This is a genomic window from Methylobacterium sp. D53M, assembly GCF_053345625.1.
The window spans coordinates 45,420-58,464 of the sequence record NZ_JBKFAL010000017.1; the positions used below are offsets into that span (position 1 = coordinate 45,420).

13 protein-coding genes are annotated in these 13,045 nt (G+C 72.4%); 8 read left to right on the plus strand and 5 right to left on the minus strand.

Annotated elements, in window-relative coordinates; genetic code table 11:
- Positions 1–31 precede the first annotated feature (31 nt).
- On the plus strand, positions 32–1,336 hold the full coding sequence (locus ACLBYG_RS21370) for an MFS transporter (protein ID WP_447682770.1): 1,305 nt from the start codon (positions 32–34) through the stop codon (positions 1,334–1,336).
- Between the two features lie 2 nt (positions 1,337–1,338).
- Positions 1,339–2,208 (plus strand): amidohydrolase family protein, encoded by an 870-nt coding sequence (locus tag ACLBYG_RS21375; protein WP_447682771.1) that lies wholly within the window; start codon positions 1,339–1,341, stop codon positions 2,206–2,208.
- A 102-nt stretch (positions 2,209–2,310) separates the two neighbouring features.
- Here ACLBYG_RS21375 and ACLBYG_RS21380 read toward each other — a convergent pair whose 3' ends face one another.
- The 3 genes from ACLBYG_RS21380 to ACLBYG_RS21390 all read right to left on the minus strand — a co-directional run bounded on the left by ACLBYG_RS21380 (position 2,311) and on the right by ACLBYG_RS21390 (position 4,575).
- Positions 2,311–2,508 carry a hypothetical protein gene (locus tag ACLBYG_RS21380; protein ID WP_091682246.1) on the minus strand — a complete coding sequence of 66 codons (198 nt, stop codon included), beginning with the start codon at positions 2,506–2,508 and terminating at the stop codon, positions 2,311–2,313.
- Positions 2,509–2,576: 68 nt separating this feature from the next.
- Positions 2,577–3,896, minus strand: coding sequence for an MFS transporter (locus tag ACLBYG_RS21385; protein WP_447682772.1), 1,320 nt, complete (start codon positions 3,894–3,896; stop codon positions 2,577–2,579).
- 118 nt (positions 3,897–4,014) lie between these two features.
- On the minus strand, positions 4,015–4,575 hold the full coding sequence (locus tag ACLBYG_RS21390) for a cupin domain-containing protein (RefSeq protein WP_012318079.1): 561 nt from the start codon (positions 4,573–4,575) through the stop codon (positions 4,015–4,017).
- Between the two features lie 165 nt (positions 4,576–4,740).
- On the opposite strand from ACLBYG_RS21390, the gene ACLBYG_RS21395 reads away from it, so the two are divergent.
- Together ACLBYG_RS21395 and ACLBYG_RS21400 are read left to right on the plus strand one after the other, a co-directional pair.
- On the plus strand, positions 4,741–6,075 hold the full coding sequence (locus ACLBYG_RS21395; protein WP_447682773.1) for an aminotransferase class III-fold pyridoxal phosphate-dependent enzyme: 1,335 nt from the start codon (positions 4,741–4,743) through the stop codon (positions 6,073–6,075).
- Between the two features lie 224 nt (positions 6,076–6,299).
- Positions 6,300–7,361 carry an SDR family oxidoreductase gene (locus ACLBYG_RS21400; RefSeq protein ID WP_447682774.1) on the plus strand — a complete coding sequence of 354 codons (1,062 nt, stop codon included), beginning with the start codon at positions 6,300–6,302 and terminating at the stop codon, positions 7,359–7,361.
- A 111-nt stretch (positions 7,362–7,472) separates the two neighbouring features.
- Here the strand turns inward: ACLBYG_RS21400 and ACLBYG_RS21405 are convergent, their stop codons facing one another.
- Both ACLBYG_RS21405 and ACLBYG_RS21410 read right to left on the minus strand, forming a co-directional pair.
- Positions 7,473–8,765, minus strand: coding sequence for an ArgE/DapE family deacylase (locus tag ACLBYG_RS21405; protein WP_447682775.1), 1,293 nt, complete (start codon positions 8,763–8,765; stop codon positions 7,473–7,475).
- Between the two features lie 99 nt (positions 8,766–8,864).
- Positions 8,865–9,755, minus strand: a complete 891-nt coding sequence (locus ACLBYG_RS21410) for a LysR family transcriptional regulator (RefSeq protein WP_447682776.1) — start codon at positions 9,753–9,755, stop codon at positions 8,865–8,867.
- A gap of 116 nt (positions 9,756–9,871) precedes the next feature.
- Here ACLBYG_RS21410 and ACLBYG_RS21415 point away from each other — a divergent pair, with 116 nt between their 5' ends.
- The 4 genes from ACLBYG_RS21415 (at position 9,872) to ACLBYG_RS21430 (ending at position 12,906) form a co-directional block, all read left to right on the plus strand.
- Positions 9,872–10,858 carry an NAD(P)H-dependent flavin oxidoreductase gene (locus tag ACLBYG_RS21415; RefSeq protein WP_447682777.1) on the plus strand — a complete coding sequence of 329 codons (987 nt, stop codon included), beginning with the start codon at positions 9,872–9,874 and terminating at the stop codon, positions 10,856–10,858.
- 167 nt (positions 10,859–11,025) lie between these two features.
- A complete protein-coding gene (locus ACLBYG_RS21420) occupies positions 11,026–11,664 on the plus strand; it encodes a L,D-transpeptidase (RefSeq protein WP_020092421.1) in 639 nt (212 codons plus the stop codon).
- 212 nt (positions 11,665–11,876) lie between these two features.
- The gene (locus ACLBYG_RS21425) at positions 11,877–12,362 is read left to right on the plus strand and encodes an SRPBCC family protein (protein WP_012318087.1); all 486 of its coding nucleotides are present in this window, start codon (positions 11,877–11,879) and stop codon (positions 12,360–12,362) included.
- A 199-nt stretch (positions 12,363–12,561) separates the two neighbouring features.
- Positions 12,562–12,906 (plus strand): hypothetical protein, encoded by a 345-nt coding sequence (locus ACLBYG_RS21430; protein WP_020092423.1) that lies wholly within the window; start codon positions 12,562–12,564, stop codon positions 12,904–12,906.
- Positions 12,907–13,045: the final 139 nt, after the last annotated feature.

Here is a 13,045-nt window from a genome sequence, read left to right on the forward strand (position 1 = left end):
TGATACTGGTATCGGGCGGCGGGAGGCGGTGATGAGTTCAGCAACCGGGCAGGGGCCCACGGGCGTGGACGCGGTCGAGATCCGCGACGCCAGCCTCACCGCTTTCTACCGATCGATGACGCCACCGGAGCGGCACACCTTCTGGGCGTGCGCCGCCGGCTGGTGCCTCGACGGCATGGACTTCATGATCTACCCGCTGGTGATCGGGACGATCATGGCCCTGTGGCACGTCGATGCCGGCACAGCCGGGCTCGCCGCCACGGTGACGCTGCTGGCCTCGGCGCTCGGCGGCTGGCTCGCGGGCTTCGTCGCCGACCGCATCGGCCGGGTGCTGACGCTGCAGATCACGATCCTCTGGTTCTCGCTGTTCTCCCTCCTCTGCGCCTTTGTGCAGAACTTCGAGCAGCTGCTCATCGCGCGGGCGCTCCTCGGCCTCGGCTTCGGCGGCGAGTGGGCGGCCGGCGCGGTGCTGATCGGCGAGACGATCCGGGCCGAGTATCGCGGCCGGGCGGTGGGCTCGGTCCAGTCCGGCTGGGCGATCGGCTGGGGCCTCGCGGTCCTGTCGCAGGCGGTGCTGTTCTCGGTCCTGCCGCCCGAGACCGCGTGGCGCTGGATGTTCGCGGTGGGCGCCCTGCCGGCGCTGCTGGTCTTCTACCTGCGCCGCTACGTGAAGGAGCCGGAGGTCGCCGCCGAGTCCCGCGCCCGGGCCGCCGCCACGGGCGACCGGCCGCAGATCTGGGAGATTTTCTCCGGCCCGATCCTCAAGACCACGCTGCTCGCCTCGCTGGCGGCGGCGGGCTGCCAGGGCGGCTACTACGCGATCACCACCTGGGTGCCGCGCTTCCTGACCACCGAGCGCCACCTGTCGATCGTGTCCTCCACCGGCTACCTCGCGGCCCTGATCATCGGCTCGTTCACCGGCTACCTCGTGGGCGCGTGGCTCGCCGACCGGCTCGGCCGGCGGCCGCTCTTCCTGATCTTCTCGGTGGGCGCCATCGCGGTGATCGTCGCCTACACGCAGATCCCGCTGTCGAACGGTGTGCTGTGGGTGCTGGGCTTTCCCCTCGGCTTCTTCGCCTCCGGCTACTTCTCCGGCATGGGCGCGTTCCTGACCGAACTGTACCCGACGCGCCTGCGCGGCTCGGGGCAGGGGTTCTGCTACAATTTCGGCCGCGGCGTCGGCGCCCTGTTCCCGGCGCTGGTCGGCTACCTCGCGGAGCGCGCCGGCCTCGCCTCCGCCATCGCGATCTTCGCGGCCGTCGCCTACGGGATCTTCTTCCTCGCGGCCTTCGCGCTGCCCGAGACGCGCGGCAAGGTCCTCCACGCGGATTCCTGATCATGTCCGAGATCCGAGACTGCCCCGCCCCGGACCCGCATCCGGAAGGCCCGACCCGCTACGCCGTGCCGGAGGGCGCGGTCGACACGCACGCCCACGTCATCGGCCTGCCGCCGGACTATCCCCTGGTGGCGGACCGCAGCTACACGCCCCCGGCGGCGCCGGCCGAGCGGTATCTGGCGATGCTCGACGGGACCGGCATGGCCAACGGCGTGCTGATCCAGGTCAGCGTGCACGGCACCGACAACCGGCTGATGGTCGAGACGCTGCGCGCCCACCGGCAGCGCCTGCGCGGCGTCGCGGTGATCCCGCTCGGCCTGCCCGACGCGGAGCTCGCCGCGCTGAAGGAGGCCGGCGTGGTCGGCCTGCGCCTCAACGTCCTGTTCGGCGGCGGGGTCGGGCTCGACGCGGTCGAGTCCTACGGGGCGCTCGCCCGCGAGATGGGCTGGCACCTCCAGTTCCTGCTCGATGCCCGCGAGTTGCCGCCGATCGCCGGCCGCCTGGCGCGGCTGCCCGTGCCGCTGGTCTTCGACCATATGGGCCACATGCCGACCTCGGCGGGCGTGGACCATCCGGGGTTCCGGGCGCTGCTCGGCCTCGTCGCCGACGGCAACTGGGTGAAGCTCTCGGGTGCCTTCCGGGATTCCGTGACCGGGCCCCCCTACACCGACACGATCCCCTTCGCCCGGGCGCTCAACGACGCCGCGCCGGACCGCTGCCTCTGGGGCTCGGACTGGCCGCACGTGGCCGCCTGGGACGGGCCGCCGCGGACGCGCGAACTCCTCGACCTGATGGCCGACTGGGTGCCGGACGCGGCCAGGCGCCGGATGGTGTTCGTGGACAACCCAAGGCGGCTCTACGGCTTCGGGTAGGGGCGGCCGTTCAACGGCCGCCGGAGAGCCCGCCGAAATCGCGCGCGCAGCGAAGCACCCCAGGTTCGCGCGAGGCCCGGAAAGCGGAGCGCGGCGTCTTCGTCAGACCCGAAGGTCGACGCTCTGGCCCTGTCCGGGAGGGGCCGGTGGGCCGGCGCTCGCCGCCTGGGCGGCGCTGTCCGCCACCAGCCCGGCGACCGCCTTGTCGGCGGAGAGCTGCTGCTTGGCGACGGCGATGCCGATCTGCTGGTTCTGGGACGAACCCAGCATCTGGACGGCGGCTGCGGCGATCGAATCCATGCCGCCGATCCTGGACCACCGGCCTGAATCCCGCGTTACCCGGATCCGGCGCCTTTGACCGGTCGCGCTCACCCGTCGAGGAAACCCCGCTGCCGCGCCCGGTAGCCGCCGATCGCCGTGACGCACAGGAACGACACGCCGGCCAGCGCCGTGCCGAACACCGCGATCGGCCACCAGTGGCCCTGGAAGCGCTCGGCCAGCACGGTGCCGACGATCGGGGTGAGGCCGCCGGCGAGCGCGCCGCAGAACTGGTAGGCGATGGAGATCGCCGTGTAGCGCACCCGCGTCGGGAACGCGCCCGCGAGGTAGCCGGCGATCACCGCGTAGAAGGTCGCGCTGCCGACCACGTTGAGGGCGAGACCCAGCACGATCAGCGGCACAGACTTGGTCTCGACCAGCCAGAACAGCGGGTAGGGGGCCAGCATCGCCCAGACCAGCGTCCCCTGGAGGAACAGACGCTCGTTGCGGATCAGCTCGGCGATCCGGGCGCCCACCGGGGTCATCACCAGCTGGACCACGGCGGCGATCAGCAGGGCGTCGAGGATCGTCGCCCGCGCGATGCCGAGATACTGCGTGGTGAACGCGATCATGAAGGTGTTGAACAGGTAGACCGAGGCGATCGCGAAGGTGTTGGCCCCCGCCGCCAGCAGCACCGGCTTCAGGCAGGTCGTCAGCACCTCGCGCACCGGCGCCGGCGGCGGCCCGCCGGCGGCCCGGGCCTTCTCGAAGGCCGGGGATTCCGCGACGCCGAGGCGGATCGCGAGCCCGACGCCGAGCAGCAGGATGCTGACGAGGAACGGCACCCGCCAGCCCCAGGTCAGGAAGCTCTCCTTGTCGAGGAGGCCCGCGAGCCGGAAGGCCAGCAGCGACAGGATCTGCCCGGCCGGGCTGCCGAGCTGCGCGAAGGAGGCGAAGAAGGTGTTGCGCCCGGCCGGCGCGTGCTCGGCCGCCATCAGCACCGCGCCGCCCCACTCGCCGCCGACCGCGAGCCCCTGGATCAGCCGCAGGACGACCAGCATCACCGGCGCCCAGAGGCCGATCGACGCGTAGGTCGGCAGCAGGCCGATGCCGGAGGTCGCGATGCCCATCATCACGAGCGTCGCCACCAGGGCGCGCTTGCGCCCGAACCGGTCGCCGAGATGGCCGAAAATCAGGCCGCCGAGTGGTCGTGCGAGGAAGCCGACCGCGAAGGTGCCGAAGGCCGAGAGCGTCGCGATGTAGGGCGATTCCGCCGTGAAGAAGAGCGGCCCGAACACCAGGGCCGCCGCCGTGCCGTAGATGAAGAAATCGTACCACTCGATCGTGGTGCCCACGAAGGCCGCGAGCGCCGCGCGCGCCGACTGGTTCTGTCCGGGCCCGGCGGCCGGGCTTGCGGTCGTGACGGCCATCGATCCTCGCGCGGCATTATGAATTCAAACGCCGCCCTGCATGCGCCAGTCTGCCGGCCGACCGCAACGCCTGCACGCGACAGGGCGGGCGTTTCATCCGCCGCAGCCGGGCTTCGTCTCAGAAGCTCGGCGGCGTGCAGGCGCTCACCACCTCGCAGGGGTTGGGCCCGACACAGCGGAACCGGTGCGGGCGGCGGCTGTCGAAGCTGTAGGCGTCGCCGGGGCCGAGGATCCGGCGCTCGGCATCGACCGTCACCTCCAGGCGCCCGGAGAGCACGATGCCACCCTCCTCGCCCTCGTGGGAGAGCGGCACCCGGCCGGTATCGGCGCCGGGCTCGTAGCGCTCCTTGAGGATCTGGAGCTTGCGCCCGAACAGGCTGTCGCCGACCTGCCGGTACGAGATCGCCCCCTTGGCGGCCCGGCGGCCGATCTCGGTGAGCTCCTCGGCGGCGAAGAACGCCTTGCGCTCCGGCTCCGGCTCCAGGGCGAAGAACTCGGCCATGCCAATCGGCACCCCGTCGAGGATCCGCTTCAGGGCGCCGACCGACGGATTCACGCGATTCGCCTCGATCAACGAGATCGCGGAATTGGTCACCCCGGCCCGCTTGGCGAGGGTCCGCTGCGACAGGCCGTGGCGGGCCCGAACGAAGCGCAGGCGCGCGCCGACATCGATGCTCATCCGGCCAGGGCCCGTTTCAGGTGTTGCGGATCCCGCAACGGTGCCACCCGCGGCCCCGATCCTGCAAGGGGTTGGCGGCGACCAGAAAAGGACTTGTTGCCCGATCGGCGAAGGTGTCCCCTGGTCCCGCCGCCGATCCGCGTCGCCCGTCCCGGAGAACCGCCCATGACCGACCATCCGCTCCGCAACACGCCCGCGATGGACGCCTTCTGGATGCCGTTCACGGCCAACCGCCAGTTCAAGGCGGCGCCGCGCCTGCTCGTCTCGGCCGAGGGCATGCACTACACCGCCGACGACGGCCGCAAGGTCCTCGACGGCTCCGCGGGCCTCTGGTGCGTCAATGCCGGCCACGGGCGCCGGGGCATCGCCGCGGCCGTTGAGCGCCAGCTCGCGACCCTCGACTTCGCCCCGACCTTCCAGATGGGCCACCCCGTCGCCTTCGAGTTCGCCGAGCGGCTGGCCGAGATCGCCCCGGGCGGTCCGGACAAGCGCCTCGACCGGGTGTTCTTCACCAATTCCGGCTCGGAATCGGTCGACACCGCCCTCAAGATCGCGCTCGCCTACCAGCGGGCGATCGGGCAGGGGACCCGCACCCGGCTGGTCGGCCGCGAGCGCGGCTATCACGGCGTCGGCTTCGGCGGCCTGTCGGTCGGCGGCATCGTGTCGAACCGGCGGGTCTTCCCGACCCTCAACGGCACCGACCACCTGCGCCACACCCACGATCCGGCCCGCAACGCCTTCGTGAAGGGCCAGCCCGAGCACGGGGCCGAGCTCGCCGAGGATCTGGAGCGGCTGGTGGCGCTCCACGGGGCCGAGACCATCGCGGCCTGCATCGTCGAGCCGGTGGCGGGCTCCACGGGCGTGCTGATCCCGCCGAAGGGCTACCTCGAGCGCCTGCGCGAGATCTGCACGAAGCACGGCATCCTGCTGATCTTCGACGAAGTCATCTCCGGCTTCGGCCGCCTCGGCGCGCCCTTCGCGACCGACTTCTTCGGTGTCGTCCCCGACCTCGTGACCAGCGCCAAGGGCCTGACCAACGGCACGGTGCCGATGGGCGCGGTCTTCGCGAGCCGCGCGGTCCACGACGGCCTGATGCAGGGCCCGGACGGGATCGAGCTGTTCCACGGCTACACCTATTCCGGGCACCCGATCGCCTGCGCGGCCGGCCTCGCGACGCTCGACATCTACCGGGAGGAGGGGCTGCTGACCCGTGTCGCCGACATCGCCGACGACTGGGCAGCGGCGATCCACGATCTGCGCGGGCGCAAGGGCGTCATCGACATCCGCACCATCGGGCTCGTCGCCGGCGTCGAGCTGGCGCCGCGGCCGGACGCGCCGGGCAAGCGCGCCTACGAGGTGTTCGTGGACTGCTTCGAGCGCGGCCTGCTCACCCGGGTGACCGGCGACATCATCGCCCTGTCGCCGCCGCTGATCATCGAGCGCGACCAGATCGGTGAGATCGTCGACATCCTCGGCGCCGCGATCGACCGGGTCGCCTGAGGGCGTCCGTCTTTGCGAGCGGAGCGAAGCAATCCAGGGTCGCGCCATGGTCCGAAACCGCACGCTGCCCTGGGTCGCTTCGCTACGCTCGCGATGACGTGGGGCTCGCGATCACACAACCCTTGCGCGCCGCACAGGCGTCCCCGCCGCGCGGCGGGGTTGTCGCGACACCACCCGCGCCCATCTGCCCCGGACCCGGATTTAAGCCGGGCACGAGGGTTTCCATGTCGAACACTGCCCTGATCGTCGGCGCCAGCGGGATCGTCGGCAGCGCCACCGCGGCGCTGCTGACCCAGGAGGGCTGGACGGTCGCCGGTCTCGCCCGCCACCCGGTGCGGCAGGACGGAGTCGTGCCGGTGGCCGGCGACCTGCAGGATCCGGCCTCCTTGGAGGAGGCGCTCTCCGACCTCGCCCCGAGCCACGTGTTCCTGGCGACCTGGCAGCGGCGCCCGACCGAGGCGGAGATGATCCGCGTCAACCGGGCGATGGTCGAGAACCTGCTCGACGCGCTCCGCCCGAAGAAGAGCGTCCGCCACGTCGCCCTGGTGACCGGGCTGAAGCACTATCTCGGGCCGTTCGAGGCCTACGGCAAAGGCACCCTGCCGCAGACGCCGTTCCGCGAGGACCAGGGCCGCCTCGACATCGAGAACTTCTACTACGCGCAGGAGGATGCCGTGTTCGCGGCCGCCGCGCGCGACGGCTTCACCTGGAGCGTCCACCGCCCGCACACGATCATCGGCAAGGCGGTGGGCAACGCCATGAACATGGGCACGACGCTCGCCTGCTACGCCACCCTGTGCCGGGAGCTGGGACGCCCGTTCATCTTCCCGGGCTCGGCCGCGCAGTGGAACGGCCTCACCGACATGACCGACGCGCGGCTGCTCGCCCGCCAGCTGCTCTGGGCATCGACGGACCCGAGGGCCGCCAACGAGGCGTTCAACGTCGTGAACGGCGACGTCTTCCGCTGGAGCTGGATGTGGGGCCGGATCGCCGACTGGTTCGGGATCGAGGCGGTGACGTTCGACGGCACGCACCGGCCGCTCGAGCCCCGGATGGCGCAGGACGGCCCGGCCTGGGCGGAGATCGCGGCGCGCCACGGGCTCGCCGAGCCGAACCTCGAGAAGCTGGCCTCGCCCTGGCACACGGATGCCGATCTCGGGCGGCCGATCGAGGTCGTCACCGACATGAGCAAGAGCCGCCGCCTCGGCTTCACCGCCTACCAGCCGACGGACGACGCGTTCTACGACCTGTTCGCCCAGCTCCGCGCGGACCGGCTGATCCCCTGACGGCGAGCACCGCCGTCATCGCGAGCGCAGCGAAGCGACCCAGGGCGGCGCGACCTTGGCGTGCGTGGTGCTGCTGGATTGCTTCGCTCCGCTCGCAAAGACGGCGGCGGATCAGGAGACCTTCCGCTCCGTCCCGCACCACTCGGCCACGAACAGCGCCATGGTGGTCGTGATCCGCTTCACCGAGGCGAGGCTCACGCGCTCGTCGAAGCCGTGGATGTTCTGGGAGGTCGGGCCGTAGCAGAGGGCCGGCACCCGGTCGTAGAGGGCATGCACCCGGGTATCGAGGTAGCCCGCCGTCATGAAGCTCTGGAGCGGTGAGCCGATCGCCCGCTCGTGGGCGCGGCCGAGCACGGCCTCGGCCTTCGAGCCTTCCTCCAGCACGTAACCCTCGGCGAAGAAGCCGTTGAACACCACCCGTGGCGGGCTGTTGGCCAGGAACGGGTCGGTGCGGGAGAAGCCCGCCACCGCGGCCTCGATCTCGGCGGCGGCCTGCGCGGCGGTGACGCCCGGGTAGAGCGCCACCCGGCAGTGGATCCGGCACCAGGCCGGGACCGAGGAGGCCCAGTCGCCGCCCTCGATCTTGCCGATGTTGAGGTTGATCGGGTGGTCCTCGGTCTCGAAATGCGGGTGCGCGGCCTTCTCGGCGTTCCAGCGGGCCTCGACGGCGCGCAGCGCGCCGATCACCCGGTAGGTGGCGTCGATGGCGTTGGCGCCGGCGCCCATCTCGCGCACGTGGACTGGGACGCCCCGCACCTCCACGGTGAACCAGAGCACGCCGGTATTGGCGCGCACGAGCTTCTCGTCCTCCGGCTCGGGGATCAGCACGGCGTCCGCCCGGTAGCCGCGCAGATGGGTCATCAGGGCGCCGTTGCCGGTGGATTCCTCCTCGACCACCGACTGCACCGTCACGGCGGCCGCCGGCTGCAGGCCGAGGCGGGCGAGCGCGTCGAGGGCGAACAGGTTGGCGGCGTGCCCGGCCTTCATGTCGCCGGCGCCGCGGCCGTACATCCAGTCGCCCTGGATCACCGGGTCGAAGGGCCGATGGGTCCAGAGGTCGGCGGGTCCCGGCGGCACCACGTCGACATGGGCCTGCAGGATCAGCGAGCGGCCCGTCTCGGTCGCCGGCCGGTGGTGGCAGACCACGATCGGCGCGTCAGAATGGTGGGCCTCGTCGATCTTCGAGCCGCCCGGATGGGCCGCGATGGCGTCCCGATCCATGGCGAAGCGCTCGGTGGCGTAGCCCCGGGCGCGGAACTGATCGAACACGTAATCCTGGCAGGCATGCTCCTCCCCGCGCAGGGAGGCGAACCGGACCAGCGCCTGCGTGTGGGCAACCTGATCGGCGAAGCCCTCCGCCACGGAGGCTTCGATCTCGGCGGCGAGGGTGGGGTCGAGGGCCATGGGAACTCCGAACCGTCTGCGGCCGGGAGGAAGCGCCGGGGCCCGGGCCGCTGTCAACCGGCGGTTGCCAAGGGCACGGTCCGTGCCGGAGCCGGGAGCCTAAGTCACATCCGGGAGCGCCGTCCGCACCTGCTCGGCGAACCGCGCGAAGGCCGCGCTCGGCCGGTCGTCGGCGCGGTGGACCAGCAGCGTCGGGGCGTGCCCGTCCCCGTCGGGCACGGGGTGGATCGAGACCCGGCCGGCGCGGTGCGCCGGCGCCGCCACGGCCCGCGGAACCAGGGTCACGCCCAGGCCGGCCGCCACGCAGCCGAGGATGCCGTCGAGGGTCCCGAACTCCATGCGACGCACATGCACGAGGCCCTGGCGGGCCAGGAACGCCTCCAGGCGCCTCCGGTACGAGCAGCCGGCCCGGAACACGAGCACCTTCGCGTCGCGCGCCCGGGCCAGCCGGTCGAGCAGCGCCGCGAGGTCGCCGACGGCCGGGTGCGCCACCAGCACCAGTTCCTCCGTGAAGACCGGGATCCCGACGAGGTCGGCCTGCGCGACCGGGCCGGCCACGAAGGCCCCCTCCAGGCTCCGGTCGAGGACCCGGGCGATCAGGTGCTCGGTCGGACCGGTCTCCAGCTCGATATCGACGTCCGGGTGGCGCGCGGCGAAATCCGCGAGCGGGCCGGGCAGGCGCAGGGCCGCGGTCGTCTCCATGGCGCCGATCCGCAGGGGTCCGCGCGGCTCGCCCTCGGCCAGCAGGGCGTGGCGCGCCTCCGCGAGCAGCTGTCCGACCTGGAGCGCGTAGGGCAGGAGCCGCTCACCCGCCCGGGTCAGCGTCACACCGCGGCTGCCACGGTGGAACAGCGGCACGCGCAGGGCCTGCTCCAGGGCGCGGATCCGGCCGGTGACGTTGGACTGGACGGTGTTGAGCCGCGCCGCCGCGCGCCCGATGCCGCCGGTCTGGGCCACCGCCGCGAAGAACATCAGGTCGGTGCTGTTCATGCCATCTGCTTTTCCGATGCCTTCCTTCAGAAGGAATCATTTTTTCCGCCGCTGCGCGAGCGTTAAGCCCCAGCGGGCGGCGCGCGCAACCGAGACGCTTCCCGGGGAGGGGACCCATGGCCTTGAGGACGAGACTCACCGACGCCTTCGGGCTGCGGCACCCGATCGTGCTGGCCCCGATGGACCCGGCCTCGGGGGGCGCCCTCGCGGCGGCGGTGACCGCCGCCGGCGGCCTCGGACTGATCGGCGGCGGCTACGGCGACCACGCGACGCTCGACCGGGAATTCGCCCGCGCGGGCAATCAGCGGGTCGGCTGCGGCTTCATCACGTGGTCGATGGCCCGGGACCTGTCGCTCCTCGACGCGGCTCTCGCCCGGTCGCCCGCGGCCCTGATGCTCTCCTTCGCGGATCCCGCGCCGTTCGCGGACCGGATCCACGCCTCCGGCGTGCGGCTGATCTGCCAGGTGCACACTCTGGCCCAGGCCCGACGCGCCCTGGAGGTCGGCGCGGCGGTGGTGGTGGCGCAGGGGACGGAGGCCGGCGGCCACGGCCTCACCGCCCGCGGCACCGCGGCGTTCGTCCCGGCGGTCGCCGACCTGATCGCCCGCGAGCGCCCCGAGACGCTGCTCCTCGCGGCGGGCGGCATCGCGGACGGGCGCGGCCTCGCCGCCGCCCTGGCGCTGGGGGCCGACGGTGTCCTGATGGGGACCCGGTTCTGGGCCAGCCGGGAGGCGCTGATCCACCCGGCCGCGAAGCAGCGGGTTCTCGCCGCGACCGGCGACGACACGATCCGCACGCAGGTCTACGACATCGCCCGCCAGCGGGCCTGGCCGGAGCCCTATACCGGCCGACTCCTGCGCAACGCTTTCATCGAGACGTGGCACGGCCGCGAGGACGCGCTGCGCGCGGCCTCGGCCGAGCGGCGCCGGGACGTGGAGGATGCCGACGCGGCGGGCGACTACGACGTCGCCAACGTCACGGTCGGCGAGGCCGTCGGGCTCATCGCCGACCTGCCGGGCGCCGGCGACCTCGTCCTACGCATCGTCGAGGAGGCCGAAGCCGCGATCCGCCGGATCTCCGGCATGGCCGCGGCTGCGCCGTGAGGGCGCCGCCAGGGTGCTGTGAGGGTGCTGTGAGGGTGCTGTGAGGGTGCTCAGCAAAGCGTGACTACGCAGGGTTGCCGCGGACCGGAACCTCGGTGTTGCCGACGGTTTAGCGTGTCGGCAAACCGTCGCGGTTTCTCGAGGCGCGTCTCGAGTCGGAGTCGCTCATGCGTATCGGTCTGATCTCCGTCCTGTCCGGGCTGCTCCTGTGCGCGGGGATCCCCGCGACGGCCAGCGCGGACGTGCTCGTCAACGTCGACAAGACCACCCAGCGCATGGAGGTCTCCGTCGACGGCCAGCCGCGCTATTCCTGGCCGGTCTCGACCGGCGTCGCGAGCTACGACACCCCGTCCGGCGCCTACCGCCCGTTCCGGATGGAGCGCACGCACTTCTCGAAGGAATGGGACGACGCGCCCATGCCCTTCGCGATGTTCTTCACGACCCAGGGCCACGCCATCCACGGCACCAACCACGTCCGGAGCCTCGGGCGCGCGGCCTCGCACGGCTGCGTGCGCCTGTCGGTGCGCAACGCCGCGACCCTGTTCAACCTCGTGAAGAGCCAGGGCATGGGCCGGACGCGGGTGGTGATCGAGGGGGCGGATGTCCCGATGGCGGACCGCGGGCGGCGCGGCACCCGGCTCGCCCGGAACCGCAGCCCCTACGAGCCGGACGACCTGCTGGCGAACAGCGATCAAATGGGGCGCCGGTCGGTGCCGGCCTATTACCGCCCGGCGGCCCGGCCCGCCTATGCGCCCGCGACGGTCTACGGCTACCCGGCCGACGCCGACGAGACGGACGGCTGGTAGGCCTGATCGCGGCCCAGGCCCCGAGTATCGGCCGATCGGCGGCACGACAGCCCCTGCGCGCAGACGATCACCGGCCGCGTCGTCTGAGCGCGAAAGTCATGCGCCGCCGCTCCCGCCCATTGCCGAGCGCCCCCTCCCGGCCTAGCTCCTGCGCGGCCATCAGAGCCTGCGCGGCCCCTGCCGCGACCTGAGACGGACGGAGACACCCCGAGATGCCCTTCGCTTTCTGCCGGTCCCTTCCCCTCGCCGCCCTGGCGCTCGCCGCGGCCACCGTGCCGGGCTACGCCCTCGAGGTGACGCGCTCGGCCGACATCGCCGCGCCGCCGGCCAAGGTCTGGCAGACGATCGGCGAGTTCTGCGGCATCGGCGACTGGCACCCCGCCATCGAGAAGTGCGTCCTGTCGGACAAGGACGGCATGAAGGTCCGCACCCTCAGCCTCAAGGGCGGCGGCACCATCAAGGAGGAGCAGGTCTCCCGCGACGACAAGGTGATGAGCTACACCTACACGATCTTGGAGAGCCCGCTGCCGGTCTCGGACTACAAGTCGACCCTCTCGGTCGCCCCCGCCGGCTCCGGCTCGAAGGTGACCTGGACCGGGACCTTCAACGCCAAGGGCGCGCCGGACACGGTCGCCACCGACGCGATCCAGGGCATCTACGATTCCGGCCTGAAGGCGCTCGCCGACAAGGCGAAGTAAGCCCGTCACGATTCGGAGCGCGCCGCCGACGCCGGATGCCGGCGGCGCGCACCAAGTCCCTCCGGCAACAGCGGAATCGCGCGTTCGCGGCGAACCGCGTCCCGCGCTTCGCGCCCCTTCGGCATGTCGCCGGGGCGATTGACCCACCGCCAAGCTCGGCCCAGAACCTCGGCGGCGCGGCCCCTCGCGCCCCAACAGGATGATCGCCGTGCCCGCGTCCCGCCTCCCGATGCGCCTCAGCCTCGTCGCCCTCGCCGTCGCGGCGTTGGGCGCCTGCCAGCAGCGCGCCACGCCCGCGGTCACCGAGCCCTCGCCGATCGTGCCGGCGCCCCTGGCCCTGCCCACGGGCAGCGGTTGCGGCCCGGAGATCGCCCGCACGAAGGCGATCGTCGACAGCGACGTGGCCACCGGCAACCTCAACAAGCCGGTGGGCGACCGCTTCAGCGCCGACCTCGCCCACGCCGCCGCGGAGTGCTCGGCCGGCAAGTCGGGCGAGGCCCTGCACCTGCTCGCCGCCGCCAAGAGCCGCTACGGCTACCGCTGAGCGCGGGGCTTTCCTTTCCCGCCGCGCCTGCAGGATCGCGCTGTCGATCCTGCAGGCGCGTCCGACCCGGCCCCTCATCCCGCGGTGCGGAGCGCGGCGGAGGTCTCGAAGGCGGCCTCCAGGCGCCGCGCGCTCTCTG

Bases quoted from the DNA above. Each gene is read 5' to 3' on its own strand.
- ACLBYG_RS21425 (WP_012318087.1), top strand. From the start codon at position 11,877: ATGCCCTTCGCTTTCTGCCGGTCCCTTCCCCTCGCCGCCCTGGCGCTC.
- ACLBYG_RS21430 (WP_020092423.1), top strand. From the start codon at position 12,562: ATGATCGCCGTGCCCGCGTCCCGCCTCCCGATGCGCCTCAGCCTCGTC.
- ACLBYG_RS21400 (WP_447682774.1), top strand. From the start codon at position 6,300: ATGTCGAACACTGCCCTGATCGTCGGCGCCAGCGGGATCGTCGGCAGC.
- ACLBYG_RS21410 (WP_447682776.1), bottom strand. From the start codon at position 9,755: ATGAACAGCACCGACCTGATGTTCTTCGCGGCGGTGGCCCAGACCGGC.
- ACLBYG_RS21415 (WP_447682777.1), top strand. From the start codon at position 9,872: ATGGCCTTGAGGACGAGACTCACCGACGCCTTCGGGCTGCGGCACCCG.
- ACLBYG_RS21385 (WP_447682772.1), bottom strand. From the start codon at position 3,896: ATGGCCGTCACGACCGCAAGCCCGGCCGCCGGGCCCGGACAGAACCAG.
- ACLBYG_RS21380 (WP_091682246.1), bottom strand. From the start codon at position 2,508: ATGGATTCGATCGCCGCAGCCGCCGTCCAGATGCTGGGTTCGTCCCAG.
- ACLBYG_RS21395 (WP_447682773.1), top strand. From the start codon at position 4,741: ATGACCGACCATCCGCTCCGCAACACGCCCGCGATGGACGCCTTCTGG.
- ACLBYG_RS21420 (WP_020092421.1), top strand. From the start codon at position 11,026: ATGCGTATCGGTCTGATCTCCGTCCTGTCCGGGCTGCTCCTGTGCGCG.
- ACLBYG_RS21370 (WP_447682770.1), top strand. From the start codon at position 32: ATGAGTTCAGCAACCGGGCAGGGGCCCACGGGCGTGGACGCGGTCGAG.
- ACLBYG_RS21390 (WP_012318079.1), bottom strand. From the start codon at position 4,575: ATGAGCATCGATGTCGGCGCGCGCCTGCGCTTCGTTCGGGCCCGCCAC.
- ACLBYG_RS21405 (WP_447682775.1), bottom strand. From the start codon at position 8,765: ATGGCCCTCGACCCCACCCTCGCCGCCGAGATCGAAGCCTCCGTGGCG.
- ACLBYG_RS21375 (WP_447682771.1), top strand. From the start codon at position 1,339: ATGTCCGAGATCCGAGACTGCCCCGCCCCGGACCCGCATCCGGAAGGC.